The sequence below is a fragment of the Parasphingorhabdus marina DSM 22363 genome (assembly GCF_900128895.1).
GTDB classification, from domain to species: domain Bacteria; phylum Pseudomonadota; class Alphaproteobacteria; order Sphingomonadales; family Sphingomonadaceae; genus Parasphingorhabdus; species Parasphingorhabdus marina.
In genome coordinates, this window is record NZ_FSQW01000002.1 from 329,227 (window position 1) to 353,295 (window position 24,069).

General features: G+C 55.9%; 28 protein-coding genes and 1 tRNA gene. 21 read left to right on the plus strand and 8 right to left on the minus strand.

Going from position 1 to position 24,069, the window contains the following annotated elements; genetic code table 11:
- The first annotated feature begins 25 nt into the window (after positions 1-25).
- From BUQ90_RS11195 to queE, 11 genes are all read left to right on the plus strand, one after another.
- Complete coding sequence (locus BUQ90_RS11195; protein ID WP_074205296.1) at positions 26-355, plus strand: CopG family transcriptional regulator; 330 nt, start codon at positions 26-28, stop codon at positions 353-355.
- 5 nt (positions 356-360) lie between these two features.
- Positions 361-729, plus strand: coding sequence for a type II toxin-antitoxin system VapC family toxin (locus BUQ90_RS11200; protein WP_074205297.1), 369 nt, complete (start codon positions 361-363; stop codon positions 727-729).
- 18 nt (positions 730-747) lie between these two features.
- The gene (gene glmS / locus BUQ90_RS11205) at positions 748-2,571 is read left to right on the plus strand and encodes a glutamine--fructose-6-phosphate transaminase (isomerizing) (protein ID WP_074205298.1); all 1,824 of its coding nucleotides are present in this window, start codon (positions 748-750) and stop codon (positions 2,569-2,571) included.
- Between the two features lie 2 nt (positions 2,572-2,573).
- Entirely contained in the window at positions 2,574-3,014 is a 441-nt protein-coding gene (locus BUQ90_RS11210) for an OsmC family protein (protein WP_074205299.1), read from the plus strand.
- Positions 3,011-3,391 carry a GFA family protein gene (locus BUQ90_RS11215; RefSeq protein ID WP_239447418.1) on the plus strand — a complete coding sequence of 127 codons (381 nt, stop codon included), beginning with the start codon at positions 3,011-3,013 and terminating at the stop codon, positions 3,389-3,391. Before BUQ90_RS11210 ends, BUQ90_RS11215 begins: the two co-directional genes overlap by 4 nt.
- Positions 3,392-3,503: 112 nt before the next feature.
- Positions 3,504-4,688, plus strand: a complete 1,185-nt coding sequence (locus tag BUQ90_RS11220; protein ID WP_074205300.1) for an aspartate aminotransferase family protein — start codon at positions 3,504-3,506, stop codon at positions 4,686-4,688.
- The gene (gene argF, locus BUQ90_RS11225) at positions 4,685-5,611 is read left to right on the plus strand and encodes an ornithine carbamoyltransferase (RefSeq protein ID WP_074205301.1); all 927 of its coding nucleotides are present in this window, start codon (positions 4,685-4,687) and stop codon (positions 5,609-5,611) included. Before BUQ90_RS11220 ends, argF begins: the two co-directional genes overlap by 4 nt.
- Complete coding sequence (gene hslO, locus BUQ90_RS11230; RefSeq protein ID WP_074205302.1) at positions 5,590-6,513, plus strand: Hsp33 family molecular chaperone HslO; 924 nt, start codon at positions 5,590-5,592, stop codon at positions 6,511-6,513. The genes argF and hslO overlap by 22 nt, the downstream gene beginning before the upstream one ends.
- A 144-nt stretch (positions 6,514-6,657) precedes the next feature.
- Positions 6,658-7,065 carry a DUF3617 domain-containing protein gene (locus BUQ90_RS11235; protein ID WP_084192674.1) on the plus strand — a complete coding sequence of 136 codons (408 nt, stop codon included), beginning with the start codon at positions 6,658-6,660 and terminating at the stop codon, positions 7,063-7,065.
- Positions 7,066-7,286: 221 nt separating this feature from the next.
- Complete coding sequence (gene queC, locus BUQ90_RS11240) at positions 7,287-7,976, plus strand: 7-cyano-7-deazaguanine synthase QueC (protein WP_074205303.1); 690 nt, start codon at positions 7,287-7,289, stop codon at positions 7,974-7,976.
- Positions 7,973-8,617, plus strand: a complete 645-nt coding sequence (gene queE / locus BUQ90_RS11245; RefSeq protein ID WP_074205304.1) for a 7-carboxy-7-deazaguanine synthase — start codon at positions 7,973-7,975, stop codon at positions 8,615-8,617. Before queC ends, queE begins: the two co-directional genes overlap by 4 nt.
- 2 nt (positions 8,618-8,619) lie before the next feature.
- Here queE and BUQ90_RS11250 read toward each other — a convergent pair whose 3' ends face one another.
- Entirely contained in the window at positions 8,620-8,859 is a 240-nt protein-coding gene (locus tag BUQ90_RS11250; RefSeq protein WP_074205305.1) for a hypothetical protein, read from the minus strand.
- A gap of 36 nt (positions 8,860-8,895) precedes the next feature.
- Entirely contained in the window at positions 8,896-9,540 is a 645-nt protein-coding gene (gene lipB / locus BUQ90_RS11255; protein WP_074205306.1) for a lipoyl(octanoyl) transferase LipB, read from the minus strand.
- A 75-nt stretch (positions 9,541-9,615) separates the two neighbouring features.
- Here lipB and BUQ90_RS11260 point away from each other — a divergent pair, with 75 nt between their 5' ends.
- The gene (locus BUQ90_RS11260; RefSeq protein WP_074205307.1) at positions 9,616-10,368 is read left to right on the plus strand and encodes a hypothetical protein; all 753 of its coding nucleotides are present in this window, start codon (positions 9,616-9,618) and stop codon (positions 10,366-10,368) included.
- Here BUQ90_RS11260 and BUQ90_RS11265 read toward each other — a convergent pair.
- The 3 genes from BUQ90_RS11265 to BUQ90_RS11275 are packed head-to-tail and all read right to left on the minus strand — an operon-like array spanning position 10,361 to position 12,266.
- Positions 10,361-10,960 carry a GNAT family N-acetyltransferase gene (locus BUQ90_RS11265; protein WP_074205308.1) on the minus strand — a complete coding sequence of 200 codons (600 nt, stop codon included), beginning with the start codon at positions 10,958-10,960 and terminating at the stop codon, positions 10,361-10,363. The genes BUQ90_RS11260 and BUQ90_RS11265 overlap by 8 nt on opposite strands.
- Positions 10,951-11,811, minus strand: coding sequence for an oxygen-dependent coproporphyrinogen oxidase (hemF, locus tag BUQ90_RS11270; RefSeq protein WP_074205309.1), 861 nt, complete (start codon positions 11,809-11,811; stop codon positions 10,951-10,953). The genes BUQ90_RS11265 and hemF overlap by 10 nt, the downstream gene beginning before the upstream one ends.
- Positions 11,808-12,266: a tRNA (cytidine(34)-2'-O)-methyltransferase gene (locus BUQ90_RS11275; protein ID WP_074205310.1), complete on the minus strand. Its 459-nt coding sequence runs from the start codon at positions 12,264-12,266 to the stop codon at positions 11,808-11,810. Before BUQ90_RS11275 ends, hemF begins: the two co-directional genes overlap by 4 nt.
- Positions 12,267-12,480: 214 nt before the next feature.
- Here BUQ90_RS11275 and petA point away from each other — a divergent pair, with 214 nt between their 5' ends.
- The 3 genes from petA to BUQ90_RS11290 are packed head-to-tail and all read left to right on the plus strand — an operon-like array spanning position 12,481 to position 15,186.
- Positions 12,481-13,032, plus strand: a complete 552-nt coding sequence (gene petA, locus BUQ90_RS11280) for a ubiquinol-cytochrome c reductase iron-sulfur subunit (protein ID WP_420812017.1) — start codon at positions 12,481-12,483, stop codon at positions 13,030-13,032.
- 12 nt (positions 13,033-13,044) lie between these two features.
- Complete coding sequence (locus tag BUQ90_RS11285; RefSeq protein WP_074205312.1) at positions 13,045-14,313, plus strand: cytochrome b; 1,269 nt, start codon at positions 13,045-13,047, stop codon at positions 14,311-14,313.
- Between the two features lie 21 nt (positions 14,314-14,334).
- A complete protein-coding gene (locus tag BUQ90_RS11290; RefSeq protein ID WP_074205313.1) occupies positions 14,335-15,186 on the plus strand; it encodes a cytochrome c1 in 852 nt (283 codons plus the stop codon).
- A gap of 59 nt (positions 15,187-15,245) precedes the next feature.
- On the opposite strand, the gene glpK is transcribed toward BUQ90_RS11290, so the two are convergent.
- Positions 15,246-16,718, minus strand: coding sequence for a glycerol kinase GlpK (glpK, locus tag BUQ90_RS11295; RefSeq protein ID WP_074205314.1), 1,473 nt, complete (start codon positions 16,716-16,718; stop codon positions 15,246-15,248).
- A gap of 113 nt (positions 16,719-16,831) precedes the next feature.
- Here glpK and glpD point away from each other — a divergent pair, with 113 nt between their 5' ends.
- The 3 genes from glpD to BUQ90_RS11310 all read left to right on the plus strand — a co-directional run bounded on the left by glpD (position 16,832) and on the right by BUQ90_RS11310 (position 19,101).
- A complete protein-coding gene (glpD, locus tag BUQ90_RS11300; RefSeq protein WP_074206372.1) occupies positions 16,832-18,352 on the plus strand; it encodes a glycerol-3-phosphate dehydrogenase in 1,521 nt (506 codons plus the stop codon).
- A 68-nt stretch (positions 18,353-18,420) separates the two neighbouring features.
- Positions 18,421-18,494 (plus strand) — tRNA-Gly (locus tag BUQ90_RS11305).
- A gap of 214 nt (positions 18,495-18,708) precedes the next feature.
- Entirely contained in the window at positions 18,709-19,101 is a 393-nt protein-coding gene (locus tag BUQ90_RS11310) for a BLUF domain-containing protein (protein WP_074205315.1), read from the plus strand.
- 45 nt (positions 19,102-19,146) lie between these two features.
- Here the strand turns inward: BUQ90_RS11310 and BUQ90_RS11315 are convergent, their stop codons facing one another.
- Entirely contained in the window at positions 19,147-20,394 is a 1,248-nt protein-coding gene (locus tag BUQ90_RS11315) for an FAD-dependent oxidoreductase (protein WP_338044532.1), read from the minus strand.
- Between the two features lie 236 nt (positions 20,395-20,630).
- Between BUQ90_RS11315 and BUQ90_RS11320 the strand changes: the two genes are divergently transcribed.
- From BUQ90_RS11320 to BUQ90_RS11330, 3 genes are all read left to right on the plus strand, one after another.
- Positions 20,631-21,233 carry an EF-hand domain-containing protein gene (locus BUQ90_RS11320; protein WP_074206374.1) on the plus strand — a complete coding sequence of 201 codons (603 nt, stop codon included), beginning with the start codon at positions 20,631-20,633 and terminating at the stop codon, positions 21,231-21,233.
- A 100-nt stretch (positions 21,234-21,333) separates the two neighbouring features.
- Positions 21,334-22,053 carry a response regulator gene (locus BUQ90_RS11325; protein ID WP_074205316.1) on the plus strand — a complete coding sequence of 240 codons (720 nt, stop codon included), beginning with the start codon at positions 21,334-21,336 and terminating at the stop codon, positions 22,051-22,053.
- A complete protein-coding gene (locus BUQ90_RS11330) occupies positions 22,050-23,471 on the plus strand; it encodes a sensor histidine kinase (RefSeq protein ID WP_074205317.1) in 1,422 nt (473 codons plus the stop codon). The genes BUQ90_RS11325 and BUQ90_RS11330 overlap by 4 nt, the downstream gene beginning before the upstream one ends.
- A gap of 7 nt (positions 23,472-23,478) precedes the next feature.
- On the opposite strand, the gene BUQ90_RS11335 is transcribed toward BUQ90_RS11330, so the two are convergent.
- Positions 23,479-24,066, minus strand: coding sequence for a DUF4126 domain-containing protein (locus BUQ90_RS11335; protein WP_074206375.1), 588 nt, complete (start codon positions 24,064-24,066; stop codon positions 23,479-23,481).
- Between the last annotated feature and the right edge of the window lie 3 nt (positions 24,067-24,069).

Sequence of the window (24,069 nt, forward strand, 5' to 3'; positions counted from 1 at the left end):
TATCATGATATGATATCACCATATCATGACTCGCATTCTTGCAGATCTCTCGGAAGATGATGTCCAGTGGCTCGACGCGCAGGCGGTGGGGCAGGGGACGTCGCGGGCGCAATTGTTGCGCGATGCCGTGGCGGCGTTCCGGGCGGATGCGTCCAAACAGGGGATCGAGAAATATTTCGGGATTTGGCGCGACCGGCGCAGCCCGCAGGATCCGGTCGAGTGGCAAAGGCGGGAGCGGGCTTCCTGGACCCGGCCCTGGGATCCCGATTACTGGGATGTCCGCAAGGAATTTCCCGATCTGTTTGATGCTGATGATGACCGCGAAGCCGAGCGTTATCGCCGGAAGCAGGCCTGACGCACATGAACGAAGCGGTTTTTGATTCCAACATCCTGTTTGATGCACTCAATGACATTGGTCGTGCCAGTGTCGAGCTGCAGCGATATGACCGGCGTTATATCAGCAGACTGACCTGGATAGAGATTTTGACCAAAGCCCTGCCCGATGACGGCGATCGCGCGGAAGAATTCCTGTCCTTTTTCAATGTTATCGAAGTCAATGAAGAGATCGCCCGTCGCGCCGCTCTGCTGCGCAGTGACCGGCGGCGGCTGAAGGCGATGGATGCCGTTGTTCTCGCCTCCGCCCAGCTCACCGGACGGATCCTTATCACCCGAAACAATCGCGATTTTCCGGCGGAAATGCCGGGAATTCGCATCCCCTATACTCTCTAACCGGAAAGCCCAGAATCTATGTGTGGAATTATCGGAATTGTTGGCAAGGAAGCTGTCTCGGATCGTCTGGTCGACGGTCTCAAACGCATGGAATATCGTGGCTATGACAGTGCCGGTGTTTGCACGGTGGAAAACAGCCAGCTGATCCGCCGCCGCGCCGAAGGCAAGCTGTTCAATCTGGTCAATGTGCTGAAATCAGATGATGCACCGGGCCATACCGGCATCGCCCATACGCGCTGGGCCACCCATGGTGCGCCAACCACATCCAATGCCCATCCGCATGCCACCGGCGAAGTCGCGCTGGTGCACAACGGGATTATCGAGAATTTCAAGCCGCTGCGGGACGAGCTGATCAAGCGCGGGCGGCAGTTTGAAAGCGAAACCGATACCGAAGTCGTTGCACATCTGGTCAGCGAGCAGGTAGAAGACGGGAAATCTCCGGAAGAGGCGGTGCAGGCCGTGCTGCCGCAGTTGCGCGGGGCCTTTGCGCTGGCCATTGCTTTCCGCTCCCATCCCGGTCTCTTGATTGGAGCTCGGCTTGGTTCACCGCTGGTTGTTGGCTATGGGGACGGAGAAACCTATCTCGGCTCCGATGCGCTGGCTCTAGCACCACTGACGCAGCAGATCTCCTATCTCGAGGAAGGAGACTGGGTGGTCGTGACCGAAGATGGTGCCACCATTTATGACAATCAGAACAAGGCAGTGGAGCGCGAAGTGACGACGTCGGGGGTTTCTGCAGCGACGATCGAAAAAGGCCAGTACCGGCACTATATGCAGAAGGAGATTTTCGAGCAGCCGACGGTGGTTGCCCAGACGCTGCAAAGCTATATCCGTCCACTGGAGCAGCAGGTGGCGCTGCCGCAGATGGGTTTTGATCTCGAAAGCATCAAGCGGATCACCATCGTGGCCTGCGGCACCAGTTATTATGCCGGAATGGTCGCCAAATACTGGTTCGAGACATTCGCGAGGGTGCCGGTCGATCTCGATGTGGCCTCGGAGTTCCGCTATCGGGAACCCGTGCTGGAACCTGGCGGACTGGCACTTTTCATCTCGCAGTCGGGAGAGACGGCCGACACATTGGCAGCCTTGCGGCACAGCAAGGAGAATGACCAGAAGATCGCCGTAGTTGTCAACGTCCCGACCAGCTCGATGGCGCGGGAAGCGGACCTGTTGTTGCCCACCCATGCCGGACCGGAAATCGGAGTGGCGTCAACCAAGGCCTTCTCCTGCCAGCTGGCGGTTCTAGCCGCGCTGGCGGCGCATCTGGCGGTGGTGAAGGGCAAGATGTCGCGCGAAGAGGAAATGGACGTTGTCCGCCATCTGACCGAAGCTCCGGCAGCGTTGAATGCGGCACTGGCCTATGACGAGGCGATTGCCGACATGGCGCATCTGGTCGCTCCGGCCCGGGACGTGCTGTATCTCGGCCGCGGACCGGACTATCCACTGGCTCTGGAAGGCGCGTTGAAGTTGAAGGAAATCAGCTATATCCACGCGGAAGGTTACGCATCAGGCGAAATGAAGCACGGGCCGATTGCGCTGATTGACGAGGCCGTTCCGGTCATCGTGCTGGCTCCATCCGGTCCGCTGTTTGAAAAAACCGTGTCAAACATGCAGGAAGTCCGAGCGCGGGGTGGCAAGATCGTGCTGATCTCCGACGCTGACGGTCTTGCCGAAGCCGGCGAAGGCTGCATGGCGACGATAGAAATGCCCCGCGTCCATCCGCTGATTGCACCGCTGGTTTATGCTGTACCTGTGCAGCTTCTGGCCTATCATGTTGCCGTGGCCAAGGGCACCGATGTCGATCAGCCCCGCAATCTCGCGAAATCGGTCACGGTGGAGTAGTCATGTCCAGCAATCCTTCCATTGTCGCCGTCGAGACCGCTGGCGGGAAATTTCAACAGACGGTCAAGGTCGGCCAGCACGAATTTCTGGCCGACGAGCCCGTGTCGTTTGGTGGCCTGGATAGCGGGCCGTCACCCTATGATTTGCTTCTCGCCGCGCTCGGCAGCTGCACCTCGATGACCATGAAAATGTATGCGGATCGCAAGGACATACCGCTGGAGGGCGTGCACATAGAACTGGAGCACAGCCGGGATCATGTGGAGGATTGCCAGACCTGCAACAATGACGACAATCGCATCGATGTGATTGACCGGTCGATTACCATCCACGGGAATCTAACCGATGAGCAGCGCGAGAAACTGATGGAGATTGCTGACAAGTGCCCGGTGCACCGGACCTTGCAGAACCGGATCGATATTCACAGCACGCTGGTGCGCGAATGATCCAGATTACCGGTGGTTGCCATTGCGGAGCCGTGCGTTTTGAAGCGGATGTATCGCCTGAGTCCGAACTTTTGGAATGTAATTGCTCAATATGCGCCAAAACCGGATTTCTGCACCTGATTGTTCCCCAAAGTGATTTTCGTCTGCTGAGCGGGGAGGGTGACCGAACGCATTATCAGTTCGGCAGCAAGCAGGCGGATCACCTGTTCTGCACGCATTGCGGAGTCAAAAGCTACTATCAGCCGCGTTCGCATCCGGACAGCTGGAGCATCAATTACAACTGCCTCGATGATGGGCATGGACTGAAACCGCGCATTCGCAAGTTTGACGGGCAAAACTGGGAAAAGGCAAAGGCTTCTCTCGACGCTACGGATTGACGGACCGTTGCCGTCAGGCGTATAGGAAAACGCGCTATCGAAGGGCGGCCAGTCGGGTCGCCTTTTCTGTTTGCGAAACGCCGGCAAACCCCGGCCATCAAAGGAAAAGATGATGACGATTACACCTCTCATGCCCGTTTATCCCCGGTGTGGTTTTCGTCCGGTCCGAGGCGAAGGAGCCTGGCTGATTTCCGAAGATGGCAGCCGGGCGCTGGATTTTGCCAGTGGTATTGCGGTGAACCTGCTCGGACATGGCCACCCGCATCTGACCCAAGCGATTCAGGAGCAGGCAGCAACCTTGATGCACGTGTCCAACCTTTATGGCAGCCCGCAAGGTGAAATCTTTGCGCAGCGCCTGGTCGACACCACTTTCGCGGACACGGTGTTCTTCACCAATTCCGGTGCGGAGGCGGTGGAGTGCGCGATCAAGGCCGCGCGCGCCTATCATCAGTCGCAGGGCAGTGACCGGTTCGAGATCATCACCTTCAAAAACGCCTTTCATGGCCGGACGATGGCGACGATCTCCGCGTCCAATCAGGAAAAAATGCATCATGGCTTTTCGCCACTGCTGAACGGCTTTCGCTATGTGGATTTCGACGATCTCGAAGGTGCCAAAGCCGCGATCAATGAAAATACGGCGGCGTTTTTGGTGGAGCCGATTCAAGGTGAGGGTGGTGTCCGCCCCGCATCCGACGCGTTCATGAAAGGCCTGCGCGAACTGGCGGACGAGCATGGCATTTTGCTGGTGCTTGACGAAGTGCAATGCGGTGTGGCCCGGACCGGCGCGCTTTATGCGCATGAACTTTACGGCATTACGCCGGACATCATGGCCAGTGCCAAGGGTATCGGCGGTGGTTTCCCGTTCGGCGCCTGCCTCGCCACCGAGGAAGCCGCCCGGGGCATGGTCGTGGGAACGCACGGATCGACATATGGCGGCAATCCGCTGGCCATGGCTGCCGGCAATGCGGTCTGGGATGTTGTCGCCAATGACGAATTTCTGGAACATGTCCGGACTATCGGGGAAAAGCTGCGCGCGGCTATTGAGCAGTTTATCGGCAATTATCCCGACCTGTTCACGGGTGTCCGCGGCAAGGGCCTGATGCTGGGAATCACCATGACGCGGGAAACACGTTCTTTCGTGGCCCATTTGCGCGACAATCACGGCCTTCTGACGGTTGCCGCCGGCGACAACACGCTCCGTGTCCTGCCACCGCTCAACATTGATGAAGGCCATATTGCGACATTTATCGAGAAGCTCTCCGCGGGCGCTGCCGATTATGAGGCACCGGAGTCATGACCCGGCATTTTCTGAACCTCTCTGACGCCGGTGGTGATGCGGTCGCGGCAATGATCAATGACGCAATGGATCGCAAGGCGGCGCGCAAAGACTGGCCGAAAGGCAAGGCCGATGCGGATGCGCCGCTGGCTGATCACGTTCTCGCAATGATATTCGAGAAGAGCAGTACGCGGACACGGGTGTCTTTTGACATCGGGATCCGGCAACTGGGCGGCACCAGTATCGTGATGGACAGCGGCTCGATGCAGCTGGGCCGCGGGGAGACCGTGGCTGACACGGCCCGGGTCCTGTCCCGCATGTGCGATGCCATCATGATCCGGACCGACGATCATGGGAAGATCGAGGAACTGGCAGAATATGCGGATGTGCCGGTAATCAATGGTTTGACCGATCTGTCCCACCCTTGCCAGATTGTTGCGGACCTTCTGACTCTTGTCGAGCATGGCAAGGCATTGCCCGGTCTGGAGGTCGCCTGGCTGGGAGACGGAAACAATGTGCTCAACAGCATCATTGAAGCGGCGGGCCTGATGAAATTCAATGTGCGTATCGGCTGTCCGGAAGGCTATGATCCGGATAGCAGCTTCATCGCAGCGGCACAGAATGCCGGGGCGGGCGTCACGATTTTTCGAGATGAGGCCGAAGCGGTGGCCGGAGCAGATGTCGTGGTGACCGATACCTGGGTGTCCATGGGTCAGGAGCATGTCCACAATAAAATGGCGGCGATGATGCCGTTTCAGGTCAATGACGTTCTTATGGAACAGGCAAAACCTGACGCGCTGTTTCTGCACTGTCTTCCCGCCCATCGCGGGGAGGAAGTCATGCCGTCGGTGATTGATGGCCCGCAATCGGTGGTCTGGGATGAGGCGGAAAACCGGATTCACGCGCAAAAATCAATCCTGCGATGGGTGTTTGGTCAGATCTAGTGGCAGACGTCTCGTTCATTGACCGCAACCTGTCCTTTGCCATTCCTGCCAAACATTGCCGGGGCAGGGCGGTGCGTCTGGGACCGGCACTGGATGATATCCTGACGGCACATCGCTATCCGCCGCAGATCCGGGCGGTGTTGGCAGAGGCGGTTTGCCTTACCGCCATGCTGGGTGCTTTGCTGAAGCACGAGGACGCCCAGCTCACCATGCAGGCGCAGACCGAGGCCGGGGTGATCAGCCTTCTCGCCTGTGACTATAAGGACGGCGGATTGCGTGGCTATGTGCAGTTTGATGCCGAACGTCTCGTGCAACAGCCGGTGGAACCCAGTCTGATGGCTCTGTTCGGCAAGGGATATCTCGCAATCACGTTCGATCTGCCGGCTCCGCAGGGGCGAAACCAGGGGATTGTGCCTCTCGAAGGTGCCAGCCTGACCGAAGCGGTGCAGAATTATTTCGTGCAGTCCGAGCAATTGCCCACACTTGTGCGGGTGGCGGTGGATGATAGCGGAGAAAATATCACGGCGGGCGGTTTGCTGGTGCAGCACCTGCCCGAAGGCGAAGAAGGCCGCGAACGCCTGCACGTCCGGATGGATCATCCGGAATGGGAACATGTCGAAATCATGGCCGGGAGTGTCGAGCCGTCGGAACTGACGGACAAAAACCTCCCGATGGCGGACCTGCTGTGGCGTTTGTTCAGCGAGAGCGACGAAGTGAGGGTTTTGAGCGGTAAACCGTGTGTTAAGGCTTGTCGTTGTACAGATGATCATATTCGGGATGTCATTGCGAGATTTCCGAAAGAGGACAAAGAACATATGGTAGGAGATGACGGAACCATCTCGATCGACTGTGCGTTCTGCAGCAAGAAGTTCAGTATTACGGCTGCAAGTCTGAACAATTAGAAGCATGCGAAGGGGGCATCCGGCGCAACAACTGTCCAATCTGTCCAATCAAATGCCGCAATTGAGCGCGATAAGTGCCATATTCGTCGGGTATCGGATGATTCTCGAGGCGGAAACCCGAGGTACAAAACAGGAGTAAGAGCAATGAAAGGTACAAAAATGCTGAAGTATTTCGGCGCGGTATCCGTGACTTTCTTTGCTTTTGCGGCCTCTGCACCTGCTCAGGCTCCTGCTCTTGCCCTGCTCGACGGACTGCAGAAAGGTCAATGGACTCTGAAACCCCGTGGCAGCACCGGTGCCGGACAGCAGCTATGTCTTGGTGATCCGGCGATTTTGCTGCAGATTCGGCATGCGCAGGAAAGTTGCTCCTATTATGTGATCGAGGATCGGCCTCAATCCGTTCGGGTGAGTTACAAATGCGGAGGAAGCGACCATGGTGTAACCACCATTCGTCGCGAATCCAGCCAGCTCGTCCAGATCCAGTCACAGGGTATCAAAAATAACGCGCCTTTTTCCTTTTCAGTAGAAGGCCGCCGTACCGGATCCTGCTGAAGACAGCCGGGCACCGGGACTGCTTTAACAATTTCTTAACCTTGTTCATTTAGCAACAACTGCATCATGCGATTGCATGAATTCCTCCCTTTATGGCTTGAACTAGAAGCCAAACTGGGCCGCTTTCCTTTCGAAAGACGGCCCATTTTTTTTGCACAGGCAATTTGGTCTTCGCGCAGAAGGCTTGCTTCCCGGCAGGAAGATGACTAGCGGGGCGAACCATGAGCCAGGTTCGGAAAACAGCCATCATCCTTTTGTCAGGCGGTCTCGACTCGATGGTCGCCGGTGCGATCGCGCGCGAGCAGGGCTATGACATCGTTGCGCTAACTGTTGACTATAACCAGCGGCACAAAATCGAATTGCAGTCTGCGTTGCAGATTGCCGCAGAGCTGGGTGTCGCCGAACATATTGTCCTGCCGCTGGATCTGAGCCGGTTCGGGGGATCGGCGCTGACCGATGACATTGCCGTACCGAAATCCGGCGTCACCAATGACATTCCGGTCACTTATGTGCCGGCGCGAAACCTGATTTTCCTGTCACTGACTCTCGGGCTGGCGGAGGCCCGTGATGCGCGGGATATATTCATCGGCGTCAATGCGTTGGACTATTCGGGTTACCCCGATTGCCGGCCCGAGTTTATTGAAGGGTTCGAACGTCTGGCCGATCTTGCGACCAAAGCAGGAGATGAGGGCAGCGGTTTCAATATCCGCACGCCTCTGCAGTTCATGACCAAGGCAGATATCGCCAAAGAGGCGCACAGACTCCAAATCGACCCGGCTCTCAGCTGGTCCTGCTATGACCCGGCCGAGGGAAATCTGCATTGCGGCCGCTGTGACAGTTGCCGATTGCGTCAGAAGGGCTTTGAGGAAGCGGGAATTGCTGACCCGACCCGCTATGTGTCATCGACATGAATTACGCGGTAAAAGAAATGTTCCTGACCTTGCAGGGCGAAGGCGTGCATGCCGGACGCCGGGCGGTGTTTGCCCGCTTCGCCGGATGCAATCTGTGGTCCGGTCTGGAGAAGGACCGGGCGAATGCCGTTTGCAGATTCTGTGATACCGATTTTGTCGGCATGGACGGGGAAGGCGGGGGGCGCTTTGCCGATGCCGATGCTTTCGCGGACGCAGTGGCCCGGCTCTGGGGTGATGAAAAAGAACGAAGGTTTGTCGTGCTCACGGGCGGGGAACCGATGTTGCAGGTTGACGCGGCGTTGATTGATGCGCTGCATGACGCCGGATTTGAAATTGCGATTGAATCCAATGGAACTATCGCTGTGCCTCGCGCCATTGACTGGATTTGCATTAGTCCGAAGGCTGGCAGCGAAACGGTGCAAAAGACCGGAGACGAACTCAAGCTGGTCTGGCCTCAGTCCGGAAGTGACTGGGAGGAGATGGAGAATTGGGACTTTGCCAATCTGCTGATCCAGCCGATGGATGCATTGGGAGATCCTGTCGTCAGCGAAGCCAATGTCCGGTCAGCGATCAAATTTGTCCAGCTGAACCCGAAATGGCGTCTTTCACTTCAGACACACAAGATCCTGGGGCTGGCCTGACACTATTCGGAATCGGCGTCCGACGAGTCTTCCTCCGATCCTTCGTTCTCTGCCACGTCGGTTTCTTCGGAACTGGCGGTATCGACATTGGTCATGTCATCGCTGATGGTTCCGTCGATAACATCGACCTCGTCCATGCGGGTTTCAGTGACTTCGTCGGATTCGGGCAATTCGGCATCATCGGAACAGGCAACGAGAAAGAGACTGGTAGCCAGGATGGCGGAAGCAGTTTTGATAGACATGTGATATCTCTTTTTATGGGATTGCTGGGCGGTATATTATGCGATTGCCTCGAAAAAGGAAGGCGCGGTTTTTTTGAGGGCCTCGTCAAAGTCGGACATTGTTGCCGCGATTCCCAGTTGATGCAGGCTGGTGACCGGAAACTCGCTGATCCCGCAGGGAACAATGCCGGAAAAATGGGAAAGGTCAGGGTCGATGTTTACCGCAAACCCGTGCATCGTCACCCATTTCCGGATGCGAATCCCGATCGCGCCGATCTTGGCTTCCTGGCCATCCGGCGTATCACACCAGATTCCGACACGGCCTTCCACCGCGCGGCACGCAACGTCAAATTCCGCCAGCGCGGCAATCACCCAGTTTTCGACCGCGTGGACAAAATTCCGCACATCCGACTGTCGGCGCTTGAGGTCTAGCAGGACATAACCCACGCGCTGACCTGGTCCATGATAGGTGTGCCGCCCACCGCGTCCGGTTTCGAAAACGGGAAACTGGCTGGAGAGCAATTCGTCTGGGTCGGAGCTGGTCCCGGCCGTGTATAGCGGTGGATGTTCCAGCAGCCAGATCAGCTCGGGTTGCTGGCCGCGCTGAATGGCTGCATTGCGCTCTTCCTGCTGCAACACGGCGTCGGGATATTCAATGGTCCCGGTGCTGGTTCGCCATTCGATTTCTGCTTGTGCCGTCATCGCTTTTTTTCGTGCACTCTTCATATCGTGGTGGCAATAGGACTCTGCAGGAAAAATGACCAGAAGGCAGATGCTATGAAGTTGAATTACATGGAATGCTGGAACGGTGCGATGGCTTTGCTGAAAGAACACAAGGAAGCCGTTCTGGCCATTGCCGGGGTGTTCCTGTTTCTGCCATCCGTTCTGCTAGCTCAGTTTGTCGGTGAACCCAATGTTGAGGGGCTGGTTGATCCCGATGCCATTCAGGCAGCCAATCTGGCCTTTTTTGCGGAACACTGGCTGGCATATCTTCTGATGTTTGTCGTGACCGCAATTGGCAGCCTTTCAATCTACCGGCTGCTCAGCCCCTCCTTCACTGGTACGGTCAGCAACGCGCTCGTCCAGGCAGCGGCACTGGCCGTTTTTTTCATTGCCACAAACATCCTCGTCGCCCTGCTGATGGTTGGCGGCCTGTTCCTTTTTATTGTGCCGGGTCTTTATCTGTTTGGCAGGCTCGCAGTCGTTCCCATGGTGATCGCCGACGAGAATGAGCGAAACCCTGCAACGGCTTTGCAGAGAGGCTGGGCAGTGACCAAGAACAATGGATGGTCGACTTTTTTCTTTCTGCTGATCATCCTGATGGTCGGCCTGGTAACATTGATTGTCTTTGGTGTTGTGATCGGCCTTGTCCTCGCTCTGGTTTCTGGCGGTACCGGATGGCCTCTGGCGCAAAATATCCTGTCCAATATTCTGGGAACCGGGTTTCAGATCTTGCTGCTGGCCAACGTCGCATCCGTTTACCGGCAACTGACCGGCAAGGGTACCAGTGTAGCGGAAGTGTTCAGCTGATCAGGGGAATGTGCGGCGCGGCATCGCGGGGCAAATGACCGGTCAGTCTCGGGTCCGCCATCATTTCCAATTCGCGTTTATAGGCACTAAACCCGGATCGCATATAAAAGGGCAGGGCTTTGGGAGAGTCAGCTGTACAGGTATGCAACCAGACGCGTTGTATGCCTTTCCGCCAGGCTTTTCGGAGTGTTTCCGACATCAGCCACCGGCCGTGACCACCGCCAGCCATCTCGGGCACCAGCCCAAAAAAGGCGATCTCGCACTGACCGCGCTCACGGAAATCGAGCTCGAGCATCCCGACGAATCTGTTTCCCTCCTCGACAATATAGATGTCGACGTCCGGATGATTAATTTGTGTGAACAGGGTGGCTTCATCCATGTACAGCCGTGAAGCCCATAGCCAGGGTTCGCCAACCTTGCGAAACAAGGAGAGATAGTCTGCCGCTGCCGGTGCAGGCCAGGATACAAGCTGCAGATTCGATTCGATATTCTCGATTTCCGGCTTCGCGGTCATCTCCAGATAGGTCACGACCATCGGGATCTGGTCGTTCGGCACAGCAATGGCGCCAGGGATATCGGGCTTCAGGTCCATTTGGCTTCGGGTGGCAGGCTCATGAGAATCGCATCCACATTGCCGCCCGTCTTCAGTCCAAACGTGGTGCCGCGATCATAGACGAGGTTGAACTCGGCATAGCGTCCGCGCCAGACCAGCTGCTTCTCTTTTTCTTCCGGTGACCACTCCATCTGCATGCGGCGGCGGACCAGTTTCGGAAAGATGTCGAGAAAGGCGCGGCCAACATCCTGTGTAAAAGCAAAATGCCGGTCGAACTCGTCGTCGGAATTCAGCTCCAGATGATCATAGAATATGCCTCCGACACCCCGATGCACCTTGCGATGGGGAATGTAGAAATAGTCATCGGCCCATTTCTTGTACTTGGGGTGATAATTCGGATCATGCGCATCACAGGCCTGTTTCAGGCGCCCATGGAATTCCGAGGTATCTTCTTCATATTCTATAGGCGGGTTCAGATCGGCTCCGCCGCCAAACCAGCGTTTGGTCGTGCAGAGGAAACGTGTGTTCATATGCACCGCAGGGACGTGCGGGTTTGCCATGTGCGCAACCAGGCTGATTCCGGTTGCGAAGAAATGCGGGTCTTCTGCTGCTCCGTGAATGGACTTGGCGAATTCTTCACTGAACGTGCCGTCGACAGTCGAAATATTGACTCCGACTTTTTCGAAAATCTTGCCCTTCATCAACCCCTGGGTTCCACCACCGCCAGGCGAGCCGTCCGGATTTTTCCGTTCCCAGGGAATATAATCGAAAGCCGCGGTGCTTTCGGCTTCCCGTTCAATCGCTTCAAACTCCGCGCAGATGGAGTCGCGCAGTTCCCGGAACCAGGATTGTGCGGTCAGTTGCTGCTGGTCAAGAGTCTTGTCTGTCATTCCGGAAACTGTCCTGTTTGATGAAGGGCTTCGCCTAACGCCATGCCATTGGCAACTGCAAGGTTTAATGATCGCATGCCGGATTTCATCTTTATGGTGATTCTCTCGTTTGCACGTTGATGTACATCATCCGGCACCCCTGCGCTTTCCGAACCAAAAAGTAGGATATCATTTTTACGAAAGACAAATTCGTGCAGGGGGTGGCTCGCTTTGCTGCTGAGCAGGACGATCCGAGCTGATTCTGGAGTGATCTGATTGAGAAAGGTCGACCAGTCTGCGTGCCGGGTGAAATCCGCCTGATCAAAATAGTCCATTCCGGACCGTTTCAAGCTGCGATCGCTGAATGGAAATCCGCAGGGTTCAATGATATCGACAGGAACGTCCAGACAGGCGCAAGTCCTTAAGATAGTTCCCAAATTTCCCGCTATGTCGGGTTGGTACAGAGCCACTCTCATGATGAGTAAAACATGTGGCGATTTATAAACTGTGGTCAATCACAAAATTCACTGTTGGCAAACCGGTATTGAGACGGCTATCAGGCGCGCAATTTACTGCCTTTGTCGCCGCGACTCAAAACTGATTGAGCGTTGACACATCATCTGGCAGATGGGGACTGAAACAAATTAGAGGCGCATTTGCATGGCGACGGTTGATACTGGAGTTGAGACAATGGACCCATCAGGGTCTGGTGATGGCGAAGACGGTGTTCGTCGCCGGGACTTTATCCACATTGCGGCAGTGAGTTTTGCCGGTGCCGGGGCGGTGGCTACCGTGTTCCCGCTGGTCAACCAGATGAACCCCAGCGCCGATGTTCTGGCCCTTGCTTCAACGGAAGTCGACATTTCTGCCATCGAGCCCGGTCAGGCAATCAAAACCAGCTGGCGGAAGCAGCCTGTTTTCATTCGGAACCTGACAGAAGCTGAAATAGCTGATGCGAATTCGGTTAGCGTCGATGAACTTCGCGATCCGGAATCGCTGGCTGATCGCACATCTGACGGCAAGGAAAACTGGCTGATCACTCTAGGCGTCTGTACCCATCTCGGTTGTGTGCCACTCGGCGCTGCGCAGGGTGAGGTCAAAGGCGAATATGGCGGATATTTCTGCCCGTGCCACGGTTCACACTATGATACCGCAGCGCGTATTCGCAAAGGTCCGGCACCGACCAATCTGGAAGTACCGGAACATGAATTTCTAACTGATACAGTCGTGAAGATCGGCTAGAGGCACCAGAATATGAGCTTTCCTTGGGCAAAAGAATATACTCCGACAACCGCTTTCGGGCAGTGGATGGACGAGAAGCTTCCAATTGGTCGCCTTGTCTATAACAGCCTTGGTGCGGGCTATCCGACGCCGCGCAATCTCAACTATATGTGGAACTTCGGCTCGCTTGCCGGTATTTTCCTGGTGGTTCAAATTGTCACCGGCATCATTCTGGCAATGCATTATGCGGCCAATGCGGACATAGCCTTCGATTCCGTCGAGCATATCATGCGCGATGTAAATGGCGGATGGATGTTCCGTTATGCGCATGCCAATGGCGCCAGCTTCTTCTTCATCGCCATTTACCTGCATATTGCCCGTGGCCTTTATTACGGGTCCTACAAGGCACCGCGCGAGATGCTGTGGCTTCTCGGTGTGGTGATCTATTTGCTGGCCATGGCGACGGCCTTCATGGGCTATGTTCTCCCCTGGGGTCAGATGAGTTTCTGGGGTGCCAAGGTGATTACCGGCCTGTTTGAAGCCATTCCGCTGGTCGGCAAGCCGATCCAGGAACTGCTGCTCGGCGGATTTGCGCCGGACAACGCCGCTCTGAACCGGTTCTTCTCGCTTCATTATCTGCTGCCGTTTGTCATGGCGGGTGTAATCATCATGCACATCTGGGCACTGCATATCCCGGGCTCAAACAACCCCACTGGTGTGGACGTGAAGGGCAAACAGGATACGGTACCGTTCCATCCCTTCTACACGGCAAAGGACGGTTGGGCACTGGGTCTGTTCCTCATCTTCTTCTGTCTGATGATGTTCTTCCTGCCCAACGCGCTTGGCCATGCGGATAACTATATTCCGGCCAATCCGCTTTCGACACCGGCACATATCGTTCCGGAATGGTATTTCTGGCCCTGGTACGCGATCCTCCGCGCTTTCACATTCGACTTCCTCTTCATTCCGGCGAAGCTGCTCGGTGTGGTGGCCATGTTCTCGGCCATATTGGTCTGGTTCTTCCTGCCCTGGCTGGACACCAGTCCGGTTCGCTCGGGAACCTATCGCCCGAAGATGCGCGTGGCCTTCTGGATCCTGATCGTCGCGACGATCATCCTGTTCATCTGTGGCGGCGCACCAGCCGAAGAGCCCTATGTCATGTTGAGCCAGGTCGCAGGCGCTTACTATTTCGCCTATTTCCTGATCATCCTGCCATTGCTCTCACGGATCGAGAAACCCCTTCCGTTGCCCAACAGTATAACTGAAGCTGTGACCGGCAAGCCGCTTGAAAAAGCCAGCTAGAATTTTTGAGGATTTGAACAAATGGTAAGATTTTTCGGCATTTTGGTTGGCTTGTTCTTCACCGGATGGCTGCTTGTGTCCTTCGTTCTGGGTGCCAAGGAGTTTATCACCAACCCGCCTGAGAAAGCGGTCTATTATGACTATCATCTGGATCCGAAGGAAGTGTCCTTTGCCAGTGACGGCCCTCTGGGCAAATTTGATCGCCAGCAGCTCCAGCGTGGTTTCCAGGTCTACAAGGAAGTGTGCGCGGCCTGCCACTCGCTGCGTCTTGTCGCGTTCCGCAACCTCGCCGAACTTGGTTACAATGAAGATGAAGTGAAAGCGATCGCGGCCAACTGGATCATCGAAACGCCGGATATTGATCCGGCAACTGGCGAAATGTCGACACGGCCTTCCTTGCCGGCTGACAAGTTCCCGATGCCATTTGCCAATGATGTTGCTGCTGCGGCTGCCAACAACAATGCCATTCCGCCTGATCTTTCTCTGATCACCAAAGCGCGGACTGGTGGCGCACCCTATATTTATTCGCTGCTGACTGGCTATCAGGAGGCACCTGGAGATCTTCCGGATGCTGCCAAGCCTGGCCCGGGGCTGCATTACAATCCCTATTTTGCCAATCTGAACCTGGCGATGGCGCAGCCCATTATTGCCGATGACCAGGTGGCTTATTCGGATGGTACCAGCGCTACGATCGATCAGATGTCGAAAGACGTGACGGCATTTCTGGTCTGGACAGCTGAGCCCAAGCTGGAAGAACGCAATCAGACGGGCTGGGCAGTGATCGCATTCCTGATCATCGCAACAATCCTCGCGTTCATGTCCTACAAGTCGATCTGGGCAGATGTGAAAGCCGAGAAGAAGAAAAAAGCCTGATCGGCCTTTAGTCTCAGAATTTCCATAAAGACCCGTCCTGATGGCGGGTCTTTTTTTGCCTAATGTTCCAGCACCGATGCGACGGCCTTGTGCCAGCCTTGCAAACGCAATTCTCGAGACTGGGAGGAAATTTGCGGTTGGCTTTGGGACAATCCGGAAATCATGACGGACGCATCTTCCAGAGAGTCATAGATACCTGATCCCACAGCTGCCAGCATGGCTGCGCCCAGTGCGGTCGTTTCAAAAAATTCCGGCTTCTCGACGGGGATATCCAGAATGTCGGCCAAATCCTGTACCATCCAGTCATTGGCGACCATCCCGCCGTCGATGCGCAGGCTCTTCCAGTTCGCTCCATCCGCCGCAAATGCGGTTTTGAGATCGTGACACTGATAGGCCATGGCTTCGAGGGCGGCCCGAACGATATGTGCCTTCCCGGATGCAAAACTGAGACCCGAGATGGCCGCCTTGGCATCGGCTTTCCAGTGCGGTGCACCCAGTCCTGACAAGGCCGGCACGATATATACCCCGCCATTACTATCAACGGAGCGGGCCAGTTCCTCGCTTTCGCCGGCAAATTCGATCAGTTTAACATCGTCCCGCAACCATTGCATGAGACTGCCAGCGACAAAGACTGAACCTTCCAGTGCATAGGTCCGCTTGCTGCCAATCTGAAACAATATTGTTGAAAGCAGCCGGTGCCGCGATTTCGGTGCGGTCTCGCCACTGTTCGTCAGGATGAAGGCGCCGGTGCCGAAAGTCGCCTTGGTATCACCCGGCCGCAGGCAGGCCTGGCCGATGGTAGCGGCCTGCTGGTCACCGGCTGAACCGCAAATGGCTATCGGTCCGCCAAATAGGCTGGAGGAAGTGGTGCCCAGATCACCGGCGCAGTCGGTTACTGTGGGCAAGGCCTTGCGTGGAATTCCGAACATTTCGAGGAGACTGTCATCCCAGTCGTCCCGATCAAGTGGCATCAGCATGGTGCGACTGGCATTTGTCGCATCGGTGACATGATCGCCGCCGGTCAATCGGAAAATCAGGTAGGACTCGATGGTCCCAAGCGCCAGATTGTCCCCGGCATCCCGCAATTCCGGCCAGTTTTCCAGCATCCAGCCCATTTTGCTGCCAGAGAAATAGGGGTCGAGCAAAAGGCCGGTTTTTGATTGTATCTCTTCTTCCAGACCCTTTTCGCGCAATGCATCACATGTCGCAGCGGTACGGCGATCCTGCCAGACTATGGCCCGGCAAAGGGGCTCGCCTGTCCGTTTGTCCCAGGCGACAACGGTTTCGCGCTGGTTGGTGATGCCGATAGCCCGGATCTTTTCGGCTCCGCCTGCCTGCTCCACCATTTTGCGACAGCAGCTCAGCGTTTTGTCCCAGATTTCTGCTGCATCATGTTCGACCAAACTCGGCTCCGGATAATGTTGGGTCAGTTCTTCCTGCTGGGAGCCATGCAGCTTGCCGTCAGCACCAAACAGCATCGCGCGGGTGGACGTTGTTCCTTCGTCGATGACCAGTATCTGCCCGCTTGCCATATGCATGCTCCTTTGTAGCGTGACAGGCTAAATCGTGACTTGCAAAAGGCAAGCAAAAGCAATCAGTTCCGATTTTATTGCACCGCAACATTGAACATCGTGCAGGAAGCTATATGACGTCAGGCATGTATGATCTAGCGATAATCGGTGGCGGCATAAATGGCGTGGGAATCGCCCGCGATGCTGTGGGTCGCGGGCTGAAAGTGCTGCTTGTTGAGCGCGATGATCTTGCCTCTCACACCTCTTCAGCCAGTACCAAACTGGTGCACGGGGGATTGCGCTATCTCGAACATTACGAGTTTAGTCTGGTTCGCAAGGCGTTGCAGGAAAGAGAAGTGCTGCTCCGTGCTGCGCCGCATATCATCTGGCCGATGCGGTTCGTCCTGCCTGTGGATGAAGGTATGCGCCCGGCCTGGTTTTTGCGGTTAGGCCTGTTTCTGTATGACCATCTGGGGTCACGGTCTCTTCTGCCGGGAACAAAGAGCCTGAATCTGCGCAAGGATGAGCGGGGATACCCCTTGCAGGAGCGTCTCAAAAAGGGATTTGCCTATTCCGATTGCTGGGTTGAAGATGCCCGGCTGGTTACTCTCACCGCTCGCGATGCGGCCGAACGCGGCGCAGATATTCGGACCCGGACAGAATGTACCGGACTCACACGCGGGGACAAACACTGGACCCTCGCTTTGCGTTCGGAAGAAGGCTCTGTTGAGGAACAAGCGCGTGTCCTTGTGAATGCCGCAGGCCCCTGGGTGGATCCGGTCACGGCGCTATATGACCAGAGCAGCAATGCCGCCAAGTTGAGGCTCGTGAAAGGGAGCCATATCGTGGTTGCCCGCAAATTCGAAGGCGATCACAGTTATATATTCCAGAACAAGGATGGCCGTATCGTTTTCGCCATTCCGTATGAAGGGGATCATACGCTGATCGGAACCACGGATCAGCCATGGAACTATGATGAAGGACCGGCCAGGATCAGCGATGGCGAGATCGATTATCTCTGCGCCGCGGCGAGCGAGTATTTCAAGGAACCCGTGCGGCGTGATCATGTCCAGTGGACCTATTCCGGTGTCCGGCCATTGTTTGACGACAAAAGCCAGTCGGCTTCCACTGTAACGCGGGATTATGTCTTTGATTATAACGACCAGACAGGTGCTCCTGTATTGTCGGTATTCGGCGGCAAGATCACCACCTATCGAGTGCTGGCCCGACAGGCGATGAAAACGCTCAAGGCTGCATTGCGCACCGAAACGGATGATTGGACTCGTGACGCACCGCTGCCAGGAGGCGGTTTTCCGCCAGAAGATTTCGAAAAGATCTGCGGGAATTACCAGGAGCGGTGGCCGTTTCTTCCCGAAAGCCACATTGTCCGTCTGGTCAGAGCCTATGGCACCGACACCGGCAACATCCTGGCAGGAGCCGAGTCCGAGGCAGACCTTGGGACCTGTTTCGGAGCGGGTTTGTACGAAACGGAGATCAACTGGCTGATCCGGCATGAATTTGCCCGCGACGCTGAAGATATCCTGTGGCGTCGATCAAAGCTTGGACTGCACATGACAGACACAGAGCAGAAGGCGGTGGAAGAGTGGTTTGAGCAAAGAAACCGCGTTTCCGCTTCTCCGGAAACCGTTTCCTGATTGACGCGCGCCATCGTCGGTGGCAATAGCGGCGCTGCTTCCGGTGGAGGCGCATCTTTTGGAGATGGGCGGGTGTAGCTCAATGGTAGAGCAGAAGCCTTCCAAGCTTACGACGAGGGTTCGATTCCCTTCACCCGCTCCAGTCCACCATTCAACCATTCTATAGCCTCCTTTGTTCCCCTAAGTCGAACTTCGGCGCGGGATAACGGCAGTCAAACCGTCCGGAGACAGGTTTTAGCCGTCTTCGATAACCTCCTCTATGTCCGCAAAAGCAAGACCCGATTGTGCTGGATTTACAGGCAATGGCCCTTGTCCACAGGCGATATTTGCGTAACATATTACCGAGGGGAGAGGGGATGCATTCAGTCATTTATGTGAGCAAGGTTGCGGATCAGTTTGATGAAAGGCAACTGGAGGATTTGGTGGATCAGGCTGCCGCCATCAATGCCAAAAACGGTCTGACCGGCATGCTGGTCTATAATGGCAAGAACTTCATGCAGTTGCTTGAAGGCAAGCAGCGGAGAGTCGAACAAACGCTGGAGAGAATCGCCCGGGACGAGCGGCATAGCGATTTGGTGGTGATCCGTCAGCTGGATGACCGTCCACGCGAATGCCCGGACTGGTCCATGCGCAGTTTCACCGTGCCCCTCACTGTTCCCGGCTCCGCTGATGTCGTCGCACAATCATTGCCCGAGGGATTTGAGATGGACTCACGAGCAATTTTCACCAGTTTTGCATCCATGGCATAGAAAACCGGCAACGGATGTTGCTCAGGCCTACTCCGGCTTAATTCTTCAATATCGGCGGCACCCGAGCTTTCCTGACACTGTTCTGGCAATCAGGCCCCGAACTATCGGAAATCTCGCAAAATAATGGATGGTGAGATCGCGGATAATCGGGAGAAACTTGCTGTCCGATTGGTACAAGGGCGTGAAGATACTGCTCAGCATCTGGTATAGGATTACATGAAGCAGCCGGGACTTTCGGTAGGCTCGGGCGACATCCTCCATGGTCTGACCTCTTGCCATTGCTTTTGCGAGCGCCGCGGCATCCATTAATGCCATGTTTGCACCTTGGCCAAGTTGCGGACTGGTACAATGCCAGGCGTCACCCACATGAAAGAGGCGTTGACTGCTTCTCATTTGACCAGTGCGATGAGAATAGACCGCCATGGTGAGAGCATCGACAGATTCGATCTGTGAAACAAATGGTTCCGCTTCGGGCCACAATTGGCAGAACCTCGACCGGAACATTTCGATTCCCGCCGCCCTTGTTCTGTCTACTTCTTCCGGCCGCTCCGACCAGAAAACTGCTGCGCCGGGATTGCCTGTCGCGGGATTGATTCCGACGGGCATGATACCGGCCATCTTGTCGGCCCGAGAATAGCGTTGATCAAGGGCATTCGGCAGGATTTGACTATCCGGGGGTATATCGACCGTCGTCCAATATGCGCCAAATTTCAGTTTCTTTGTCGCTCCCCTTGCAAGTGGACTGTTGGCACCGCTCGCATCGACCAGTATATCGAAACCATCGCCAGGCAGCTTGTCTTTGAAGATCGGGCTTATGGCGGAGGCTGTTTCCTGAACATGGGTCAATTCGCTGTCGACGACAATCGGGATTCGTTGGTCGATGACTGCATCCATTAGGGTCTTGAACAAACTGGCCCGGTGAATTCCCAGGGCGGGAGTCCCTTCGCCGGTATGTGCATATTTCATATCGAGTGCCCGGCGGTATTTCGTGACGGAAATACCGTGCAGTTTGGATACAGGACTCCCAAGTTCCCGAATTTTGTTCAGCAGGCCGAGATCCGCCAGTACCTCTTGTCCGGATGGCTGGATCAGCAGGCCAGAACCGATTGGGCGGGGTTCTGCAAATCTTTCAAACAGAGTGACCTGGTGTCCTTGCCGGGCCAATAGCAAGGCTAGGGCCATGCCGCCGGGGCCGCAGCCAACAATTGCAATTTTGTGAGAGGGGAGCGCCAAGCTGGTACCTTTGGACAATAACCGGATTGCTGCCGCATCCTGCCCTCTTTTAAGCGGCAAGCCGTTCGATCTTCAACATTTCAATTCGTTTTCTGCAGGGACCCGCGCCGCGGCCCAATCGTCTCCAAAGCTGTCATGGTGATGAATGCCAGCGTCTTATTGATACAATTTGCGACATTTTTTGTCGAAACTGACAAATTCGGACGACAATTGCCCCCTAGAACCGAATGCATGGTGATCCGGAGGGATCGCTTCCCTGAATGGACTGAGTATTTGAACAAACAAGGATGAACGACATGAAAAAGAAGTTTCTGATTTCCGGAGCCGCTGCGGTACTTTTGGCTGGTGGCGCTGCATATGCAGCAGGGCAGCATGGTGGCATGCGGGCCGATACAAATGGTGACGGCAACATTTCGCGCGCTGAACTGACAGCGTCGATCGAAAAGCGATTTGCCAAAATGGATGTGAATGGTGATGGCCAGCTGTCAAAAGCCGACCGCGAAGCCCGGCGGGCCCAGAAATTTGCGGAAGCCGATGCCAACGGTGATGGCGAGATTTCGCAGCAGGAACTGGAAAATGCCCGGGCAGCGCGCAAAGCCAAAAGATTTGCTCGTGCGGATGCGGACGGTAATGGCAGCCTGAGCCAGGAAGAGATGAAGCAGATGCGCAAAAAACGCGGCGGCAAAGGCATGCGCGGTCGTGGTGGCAAGGGCATGCGCGGCATGATGCGCCAGGCTGACACCAATGGCGACGAAATAATCAGCAAAGCGGAATTTGAAACGGCTGCCATTGCACGCTTTGAACAGGCAGATACCAACGGCGACGGCATGGTCACCAAGGAAGAACGCAAGGCAGCCCGCGAAGCGCGCAAAGCCAATCGGAATAACAGAGGTGGTTAATCCCTGAACCTACTCTGTTGTGAACGGGTCGTCGGTTTTCCCCCTCCCTGAAAAACCGGCGGCCCGTTCCTTTTTTTACTGGCTGTGTTAGGCAAGTGACATGAACGAAGCTGCGCATATCTTGCTGGTTGATGACGAAGCGTCATTGCGGGAGCCGTTGGCAGAATATCTCGTGAAACAGAATTTTCGGGTTCAGCAGGCCGCCGATGCTAGCATCGCGCGGTCTTTGCTCAACGCTTGCGATTTTGACATTATCCTGTCCGATATCATGATGCCCGGTGAAGACGGTCTCAGTTTCTGCCGGCATGTCCGCGAGCGAACCGACATTCCGGTCATATTTATCAGCGCCAAAACCGAAGAGACCGAACGTATCATTGGTCTGGAGCTGGGTGCGGATGATTATATCACCAAGCCATTCAGCCCCCGGGAACTTGTTGCCCGAATCAAGGTTGTTCTTCGCAGAGCAAATGCCGGTGGGCCGAAAACGGCGACGGGTAACGGCGCCGTGTATCAGTTCAGTGGTTGGACCCTGAAAACCGATCAACGCAGCCTGCTCGATGAATCGGGCGTCAACGTGCCCTTGTCCAGCGGCGAATATCAGCTGTTACTGGCTCTGTTGTCACGGGCAGGTCACGTGCTTAACCGCGACCAGCTGCTCGACATGACGCAGGGCAGGGAAGCCCATGCCTTTGATCGTGCCGTAGACAATCAGATCAGCCGGGTGCGACGCAAGATTGAAAAGGATCCGAAAAACCCGGAAATCATCAAGACGGTCTGGGGTGGTGGATATGTTCTGGCAGGTGCCGTGACGCTGCTATGACACGGATATTGCCCAAAAGTCTGGTGGGTCAGCTGTTGTTGCTGATCGCCGTCACACTCCTGATTGCCCAGGCGTTCAACATTTTCCTGCTGTATCGCGGGGCACAAAATCAAAGCCTGTCTGAAGCATCTGCAGCGGCCGTCGCCAGGATTGTTGGTGAAATGGAACGGATGACGGACGCGCGCTATGAAAAGTGGCGGGAGCGACGGGAGAGACGGTCACGGCGTGGCCGCGGGGTTGTTCCGATGATATCCGAAACCGCACCAGTCGTGCCAGATTCCCGAAAGTTGCAGGTCGTTACCGAGCGAGCGGGACAGGCCTTCGTGAACATGGGGCTAAATATCCGGTCAGTGAAAGTTTACGAAACCGCACGATTGCCGACAATATTGCAACGAAGCGTTATTGGCGTCGGGCGAGGGCGTCGGCTGACGGCAGAGATTCGTCAACCAATGGGAGGCAAACCGGCACGACCGCCGGTGCGCGGATTTGTCGTGGTGACGGCGCAGATGGAAGACGGCAAATGGATCAGCGTGGCGACTGCGTTGAGAGACCGTGGCATTCGTGCAATGCGGCCGCTTTTGATCCAGACGGTCGTACTCTACCTCCTTTTGCTGGTCCCGTTGATCTGGATCGGTCGTTATATCTCCGGGCCACTGCAGAAATTAACCAGGGTCGCCAATGACTTCCAGCCGGGCGCCAGGGAAACGGTCCCCGAAAGTGGTCCGCCAGATACGCGGCAACTGATATCCGCCTTTAATGCCATGAATGGACGGGTCGGCGCGATGCTGGATGAAAAGGACGTCATGCTGGGGGCCATCGGCCATGATCTGCGCACGCCGCTGGCAGCTTTGCGTGTGCGCATCGAAAATGTTGCCGACGATGTTGAGCGGGAACGGATGATTGCGGGTATTGAGGACATGGACCGGATGCTGGATGACATTCTGTCCCTGGCGCGACTTGGGCGGTCGGCAGAACCCATGGAAGCTACGGATATTTGCGCGTTGATCGAAACGGTCGTGGATGAATTTGGCGATCTGGGTCAGGATGTCTCATTCGAGCGTGGTGAGCGGCATGTGGTAAAGGTGCAGGAAGTCCTGCTTCGCCGGGCTTTGCGCAATCTTGTCAGCAACGCGATCGCTTACGGGAAAAATGCCACCATATCTGTGGACAAGTCTGGTGATCATCTGTCCATTCATGTGGATGACTCGGGTCCGGGTATTCCGGATGATCAGATTGAATCGATGTTTGATCCGTTTTCACGGGCCGAAGAATCGCGCAGTCGGGCGACTGGTGGATCCGGACTGGGCCTGACCCTCGCGCGATCAGTTGCCCGGTCTCATGGCGGCGATGTCAAGCTGCAAAACCGGTCGGAAGGGGGCCTGCGAGCCTCTATCGTTCTGCCTGCAAATTCCCGGTAAGGAAAGCTCAGCTGCCGCTGGACACAATTTTGCGCCACAGTCTGTAACCCTTGTAGACCAGAAATATGCACAGGGTCATGAGCAGCACGGCAATCACCAGGGCTACCACCGGGTTCGTGAATGCCAGGACCAGGAGTCCACCTGCCGCGATATCCTCGCCGGTCGAGACGACAGCGTTGCTGACGGGTTCCGGACTGGTGTTTACCATCGCCCGCGCACCGGCCTTTGCACCGTGACTCATCAGCGCAGCTCCGCCGCCCAGCAGGAAAATGATGACCTGCCATGCGGGATCGCCGGCATCGACAACAGCCAATGCAAGCAAAGCGCCCCCCAGCGGTCTGATCACCGTGTGGATAGTATCCCAGATACTGTCGAGCCACAGGATTTTATCCGCGAAAAACTCGGCAATGGCACCCAGTGCGCTGATGCCCAATACCCAGGGATTGGCCAGGGCATCCAGCATTTGCAGATTTTCCGGCAAGCTGATCCATTCCAGCCGCATGGCGAGACCGGTCACAAAAACAGTGAGATAAAGCCGCCATCCGGACAACAGGCTGACACTTCCCGCCAGACCTAGTAGTTCCACAATACCCATTGG

Bases quoted from the DNA above. Each gene is read 5' to 3' on its own strand.
- BUQ90_RS11235 (WP_084192674.1), top strand. From the start codon at position 6,658: ATGAAAGGTACAAAAATGCTGAAGTATTTCGGCGCGGTATCCGTGACT.
- BUQ90_RS11220 (WP_074205300.1), top strand. From the start codon at position 3,504: ATGACGATTACACCTCTCATGCCCGTTTATCCCCGGTGTGGTTTTCGT.
- glpK (WP_074205314.1), bottom strand. From the start codon at position 16,718: ATGGCAAGCGGGCAGATACTGGTCATCGACGAAGGAACAACGTCCACC.
- BUQ90_RS11335 (WP_074206375.1), bottom strand. From the start codon at position 24,066: ATGGGTATTGTGGAACTACTAGGTCTGGCGGGAAGTGTCAGCCTGTTG.
- BUQ90_RS11325 (WP_074205316.1), top strand. From the start codon at position 21,334: ATGAACGAAGCTGCGCATATCTTGCTGGTTGATGACGAAGCGTCATTG.
- lipB (WP_074205306.1), bottom strand. From the start codon at position 9,540: ATGACGGCACAAGCAGAAATCGAATGGCGAACCAGCACCGGGACCATT.
- BUQ90_RS11275 (WP_074205310.1), bottom strand. From the start codon at position 12,266: ATGAGAGTGGCTCTGTACCAACCCGACATAGCGGGAAATTTGGGAACT.
- BUQ90_RS11215 (WP_239447418.1), top strand. From the start codon at position 3,011: ATGATCCAGATTACCGGTGGTTGCCATTGCGGAGCCGTGCGTTTTGAA.
- BUQ90_RS11285 (WP_074205312.1), top strand. From the start codon at position 13,045: ATGAGCTTTCCTTGGGCAAAAGAATATACTCCGACAACCGCTTTCGGG.
- glmS (WP_074205298.1), top strand. From the start codon at position 748: ATGTGTGGAATTATCGGAATTGTTGGCAAGGAAGCTGTCTCGGATCGT.
- BUQ90_RS11320 (WP_074206374.1), top strand. From the start codon at position 20,631: ATGAAAAAGAAGTTTCTGATTTCCGGAGCCGCTGCGGTACTTTTGGCT.
- BUQ90_RS11260 (WP_074205307.1), top strand. From the start codon at position 9,616: ATGAAGTTGAATTACATGGAATGCTGGAACGGTGCGATGGCTTTGCTG.
- BUQ90_RS11265 (WP_074205308.1), bottom strand. From the start codon at position 10,960: ATGGACCTGAAGCCCGATATCCCTGGCGCCATTGCTGTGCCGAACGAC.
- BUQ90_RS11200 (WP_074205297.1), top strand. From the start codon at position 361: ATGAACGAAGCGGTTTTTGATTCCAACATCCTGTTTGATGCACTCAAT.
- BUQ90_RS11290 (WP_074205313.1), top strand. From the start codon at position 14,335: ATGGTAAGATTTTTCGGCATTTTGGTTGGCTTGTTCTTCACCGGATGG.
- queE (WP_074205304.1), top strand. From the start codon at position 7,973: ATGAATTACGCGGTAAAAGAAATGTTCCTGACCTTGCAGGGCGAAGGC.
- BUQ90_RS11250 (WP_074205305.1), bottom strand. From the start codon at position 8,859: ATGTCTATCAAAACTGCTTCCGCCATCCTGGCTACCAGTCTCTTTCTC.
- BUQ90_RS11310 (WP_074205315.1), top strand. From the start codon at position 18,709: ATGCATTCAGTCATTTATGTGAGCAAGGTTGCGGATCAGTTTGATGAA.
- petA (WP_420812017.1), top strand. From the start codon at position 12,481: ATGGACCCATCAGGGTCTGGTGATGGCGAAGACGGTGTTCGTCGCCGG.
- hslO (WP_074205302.1), top strand. From the start codon at position 5,590: ATGGGTGTTTGGTCAGATCTAGTGGCAGACGTCTCGTTCATTGACCGC.
- BUQ90_RS11195 (WP_074205296.1), top strand. From the start codon at position 26: ATGACTCGCATTCTTGCAGATCTCTCGGAAGATGATGTCCAGTGGCTC.
- glpD (WP_074206372.1), top strand. From the start codon at position 16,832: ATGACGTCAGGCATGTATGATCTAGCGATAATCGGTGGCGGCATAAAT.
- BUQ90_RS11210 (WP_074205299.1), top strand. From the start codon at position 2,574: ATGTCCAGCAATCCTTCCATTGTCGCCGTCGAGACCGCTGGCGGGAAA.
- hemF (WP_074205309.1), bottom strand. From the start codon at position 11,811: ATGACAGACAAGACTCTTGACCAGCAGCAACTGACCGCACAATCCTGG.
- argF (WP_074205301.1), top strand. From the start codon at position 4,685: ATGACCCGGCATTTTCTGAACCTCTCTGACGCCGGTGGTGATGCGGTC.
- BUQ90_RS11330 (WP_074205317.1), top strand. From the start codon at position 22,050: ATGACACGGATATTGCCCAAAAGTCTGGTGGGTCAGCTGTTGTTGCTG.
- queC (WP_074205303.1), top strand. From the start codon at position 7,287: ATGAGCCAGGTTCGGAAAACAGCCATCATCCTTTTGTCAGGCGGTCTC.